At 68.7% G+C, this 5,182-nt stretch carries 3 protein-coding genes and 1 pseudogene; all 4 read right to left on the bottom strand.

Translation table 11 applies throughout. The features are described from left to right. Nucleotides 1–225, bottom strand: a pseudogene (locus RBH18_RS42920) (hypothetical protein); the annotation flags it as partial. A 283-nt stretch (nucleotides 226–508) separates the two neighbouring features. Further along, complete coding sequence (locus RBH18_RS42915) at nucleotides 509–862, bottom strand: hypothetical protein (protein WP_372339077.1); 354 nt, start codon at nucleotides 860–862, stop codon at nucleotides 509–511. Nucleotides 863–933: 71 nt separating this feature from the next. Next, nucleotides 934–4,824: a DNA-directed RNA polymerase subunit beta' gene (locus tag RBH18_RS42910; protein WP_306216279.1), complete on the bottom strand. Its 3,891-nt coding sequence runs from the start codon at nucleotides 4,822–4,824 to the stop codon at nucleotides 934–936. Nucleotides 4,825–4,916: 92 nt separating this feature from the next. Beyond that, on the bottom strand, nucleotides 4,917–5,182 hold a 266-nt coding region (locus RBH18_RS42905), incomplete at its 5' end, for a DNA-directed RNA polymerase subunit beta (RefSeq protein ID WP_306216278.1).

Here is a 5,182-nt window from a genome sequence, read left to right as displayed (position 1 = left end):
CGCCGAGGCCCCGGCGACGCCGAAGCAGAGCACCAGCGTGGAGACGAGGATCGCGGCGACGCCGGCGATGAGCGAGCCGATCGCCAGGCCGGAGGTGATGGGCGCCACCCTCAGCTGCACCAGCCCGAACGGGGTGCCGGCCACGGGCTCCAGCCGCTCCGGCGTCCAGGTCTCCCCCGTCGCCGGCGGCATCGACGGCGGCATCGACGGCGGCGGAACCGGCATTGCCGCTGGATAACCCGGCTGCACCGGACTCACCGGATAGCCCTGCTGCATCGCGGCGGCCGGATAGCCCTGCTGTATCGCGCCCGGCGGGGCGGGCTGCTGGGGCGCCGGGTAGGACCCGCTCGGGAATCCTGGGTGGCCGGGCGCAGGAGGCGCCCCGGCCGGAGGCCCCGGCTGCCCGGGCCAGGAACCTGGCTGCTGTGTCACGGACCGTCCCTCTCGCCGCGTACCCGTAGGACTCCGAGCATGTCACTCGAAGGTGGTGCCGCGCAGCCCAGGGACGTCAGTCGGTGTCGGGGTCGAAGTCCTGACCGCCCGGGGCGGCCGCGAAGTGCAGCAGGCCGGCGATCGTGGCGACGACCAGGGCGGTGAGCGCGAGGACCAGCCCCGCCCAGGCCAGCCGGCGGCCCCGGCGCACCCAGCGGGCCCCGAGCAGATAGCCGCCCGCGGCATAGTGCTCCCGCTCGACCTGGCGGGCGAGGAGCAGCGCGAGGGTGGCGGGAATCACGCCTCCGACGAGGGCGCCGGTGAGGAAGGCCACCAGGCCGAGCACGAAGACGGCGCGCGCCTTGGTGGAGGGCGCCGGCTCCGGATCCATCGGATGGCGGGTGGGTGCGGCGGAGACCGGAAGCGTCACGGTCCCATTCTAGGAACGCCGAAGGGCGCCCGCGCAGTGCGCGGACGCCCTCGACGTCATTGCTCAGCCGTTCAGCGGTACGACCCGAAGTCGAAGTCGTCCAGCGGGACAGCCTGGCCACTGGCCGGACCGAAGCCGTAGTCGGTCTCCGGGTACCCGGTCATCGAGTACACCTTGGCCTTGGCCTCCTCGGTCGGCTCGACCCGGATGTTGCGGTACTTGCTGATGCCCGTACCGGCCGGGATGAGCTTACCGATGATGACGTTCTCCTTGAGGCCCACCAGCGAGTCGCTGCGCGAGTTGATCGCAGCGTCGGTGAGCACCCGGGTGGTCTCCTGGAAGGAGGCCGCCGAGAGCCAGGAGTCGGTCGCCAGCGAGGCCTTGGTGATACCCATCAGCACCGGACGGCCGGCGGCGGGCTCGCCACCCTCGCCGACGATGCGACGGTTCTCGGACTCGAAGAGCGCCCGGTCGACCAGCACGCCCGGGAGGAACTCCGCGGCACCCGAGTCGATGACCGTCACCCGCTTGAGCATCTGGCGGATGATGATCTCGATGTGCTTGTCGTGGATGAGCACACCCTGCGAGCGGTAGACCTCCTGGACCTCCTGGGTCAGGTGGACCTGGACCGCGCGCGGGCCCATGATGCGCAGCAGCTCGTGCGGGTCGATGGTGCCCTCGGTGAGCTTCTCGCCGACCGCCACGTGGTCGCCGTCGTGCGCCCGCAGCTTGACGCGCTTCGAGATCTTGTCGTACACGATCTCGTCGCTGCCGTCGTCCGGGATCACGATGATCTTCCGCGAGCGCTCGCCGTCCTCGATGCGGATGCGTCCCGGGGTGTCGGCGATGGGCGCCTTGCCCTTGGGCACGCGGGCCTCGAAGATCTCCTGCACACGCGGCAGACCCTGGGTGATGTCCTCACCCGCGACACCACCGGTGTGGAAGGTACGCATCGTCAGCTGCGTGCCGGGCTCACCGATGGACTGGGCGGCGATGATGCCGACCGCCTCGCCGATGTCGACCGACTTGCCGGTCGGCAGCGAACGGCCGTAGCAGGCCGCGCACACGCCGAGCTTCGACTCGCAGGTCAGGACGCTGCGGACGCGGACCTGCTCCACCCCGGCGGCGACGAGCTTGTCGACCAGGATCGAGTTGAGGTCGTCACCGCGCGACACGACCCGGTTGCCGTTCGCGTCGTCGATGTCGTCCGCCAGGGTACGGGCGTGCACGCCGGTCTCGGCGTGCGTGTGCACGACCAGGGTGCCGTCGGGCTCGCGCTCGCCGACCACCATCGGGATGGCGCGGTCGGTGCCGCAGTCCTCCTCGCGGATGATCACGTCCTGCGAGACGTCCACCAGACGACGGGTCAGGTAACCCGAGTCGGCGGTACGCAGCGCGGTGTCGGCCAGACCCTTACGGGCACCGTGCGTGGAGATGAAGTACTCCAGCACGGTCAGGCCCTCGCGGTAGGACGAGGTGATCGGGCGCGGGATGATCTCGCCCTTCGGGTTGGCCACCAGACCACGGATCGCGGCGATCTGCCGGAGCTGGAGGAGGTTACCGCGGGCACCCGAGTTGATCATGACCCACAGCGGGTTCTCCTGCGGCAGCGCCGTCTCCATCTCCTTGGAGATGTCCTTGGTCGCGTTGGTCCAGATCTCGATGAGCTCGCCGCGGCGTTCCTCGGCGGTCATGAGACCACGCTGGTACTGCTTGTCGATCCGGTCGGCCTCGGCCTGGTACCGCGCGATGATCTCCGGCTTGCGCGGGGGGCCGATGACGTCGCCCATGCCGATCGTCACACCGGACCAGGTGGCCCAGTGGAAGCCGGCCTCCTTGAGCGCGTCCAGGGTCGCGGCCAGGGCGACCTTGGGGAAGCGCTCGGCGAGGTCGTTGACGATCGCGGAGAGCTGACCCTTGCGGATCTCGTAGTTCACGAAGCGGTAGCCCGGGGGCAGCGTCTCGTTGAAGATGACCCGGCCGAGGGTGGTGTCGACGAGCAGCTGCTCGCCCTCCTGCCACTCCTCCGGCTGCTCCCACTTGGCTTCCTTGGCGCCGTTGTCCACGCCGATGAGGCCGTGGAGGCGCACCTTGATCGGAGCCTGCAGGTGCAGCTCGCCGTTGTCGAACGCCATCCGAGCCTCGGCGTCCGAGCTGAACACCCGGCCCTCGCCCTTCGCGCCCTTGGTGAGGTGCGTCAGGTGGTAGAGCCCGATGACCATGTCCTGGGTCGGCATGGTGACCGGCTTGCCGTCGGCCGGCTTGAGGATGTTGTTCGACGAGAGCATCAGGATCCGGGCCTCGGCCTGCGCCTCGGCCGACAGCGGCACGTGGACCGCCATCTGGTCACCGTCGAAGTCGGCGTTGAACGCCGTGCAGACGAGCGGGTGGATCTGGATCGCCTTGCCCTCGACCAGCTGCGGCTCGAAGGCCTGGATGCCCAGGCGGTGCAGGGTCGGCGCGCGGTTCAGCAGCACGGGGTGCTCGCTGATGACCTCTTCGAGGACGTCCCACACGACCGGCCGCTGACGCTCGACCATGCGCTTGGCCGACTTGATGTTCTGCGCGTGGTTGAGGTCCACCAGGCGCTTCATCACGAACGGCTTGAACAGCTCCAGCGCCATCTGCTTCGGCAGGCCGCACTGGTGCAGCTTGAGGCGCGGGCCGACGACGATGACCGAACGGCCGGAGTAGTCGACGCGCTTGCCGAGCAGGTTCTGACGGAAGCGGCCCTGCTTGCCCTTGAGCATGTCGGACAGCGACTTGAGCGGGCGGTTGCCCGGGCCGGTGACCGGCCGGCCGCGGCGGCCGTTGTCGAACAGCGCGTCGACGGCCTCCTGCAGCATCCGCTTCTCGTTGTTGACGATGATCTCGGGGGCGCCCAGGTCGATCAGGCGCTTGAGCCGGTTGTTGCGGTTGATGACCCGGCGGTACAGGTCGTTCAGGTCGGACGTGGCGAAGCGGCCACCGTCGAGCTGCACCATCGGGCGCAGGTCCGGCGGGATGACCGGGACGCAGTCCAGCACCATGCCCAGCGGCGAGTTCCGGGTGTTGAGGAACGCGGCCACGACCTTGAGACGCTTGAGCGCGCGGATCTTGCGCTGGCCCTTGCCCGTACGGATGGTCTCGCGCAGGCTCTCGGCCTCCGCGTCCAGGTCCATGTTCTCGAGCAGCGCCTTGATGGCCTCGGCACCCATGCCGCCGGTGAAGTACTCACCGAAGCGGTCGCGCAGCTCGCGGTAGAGCAGCTCGTCGGTGACCAGCTGCTTGCTGTCGAGCTTGCGGAAGGTGTCGAGCACCTCGTCGAGCCGGTCGATCTCGCGCTGCGCCTTGTCACGGATCTGGCGCATCTCGCGCTCGCCGGCCTCCTTGACCTTGCGGCGCACGTCGGCCTTGGCACCCTCGGCCTCGAGCTCGGTCAGGTCCTGCTCGAGCTTGGCGGCGCGCTTCTCGATCTCCGAGTCGCGGCTGTTCTCCGACTGGCGCTTCTCGGCGAAGATCTCGTTCTCGATGGTGGACAGGTCGCGGTGACGCGCCTCGGCGTCCACGCTCGTGACCACGTACGAGGCGAAGTAGATGATCTTCTCGAGGTCCTTCGGCGCCAGGTCGAGCAGGTAGCCCAGCCGGCTCGGCACACCCTTGAAGTACCAGATGTGCGTGACCGACGCGGCCAGCTCGATGTGGCCCATGCGCTCACGGCGGACCTTGGACCGGGTCACCTCGACGCCGCAGCGCTCACAGATGATGCCCTTGAACCGGACCCGCTTGTACTTGCCGCAGTAGCACTCCCAGTCCCGCTGCGGACCGAAGATCTTCTCGCAGAAGAGTCCGTCCTTCTCGGGCTTGAGGGTGCGGTAGTTGATCGTCTCGGGCTTCTTGACCTCGCCGTGCGACCACTGCCGGATGTCGTCAGCGGTGGCCAGGCCGATGCGCAACTCGTCGAAGAAGTTGACGTCGAGCACTTGGTCTATCCCTCGTGTTTCGTTGCTCGGATGGGTTCCAGGCCGGCGGGGGGCGTCCCCGGTGGGTTGTCACTCACCGGGGACGCACTCCGTCAGATCTCTTCGACGCTGCTGACGCCCTCGTTCGGGCGCCGGGACAGGTCGATGCCGAGTTCCTCCGCGGCCCGGAAGACCTCGTCGTCCGTCTCGCGCATCTCGAGGGCCACACCGTCGCTGGAAAGCACCTCGACGTTCAGGCACAGCGACTGCAGCTCCTTGAGGAGCACCTTGAAGGACTCGGGGATGCCCGGCTCCGGGATGTTCTCGCCCTTGACGATGGCCTCGTAGACCTTCACGCGGCCGAGAACGTCGTCGGACT

It is taken from the genome of Actinoplanes oryzae (genome assembly GCF_030757795.1).
GTDB lineage: Bacteria > Actinomycetota > Actinomycetes > Mycobacteriales > Micromonosporaceae > Actinoplanes.
The sequence above is the reverse complement of the archived record's forward strand: the minus strand, read 5'-3'. Positions and strand labels throughout refer to the sequence as shown.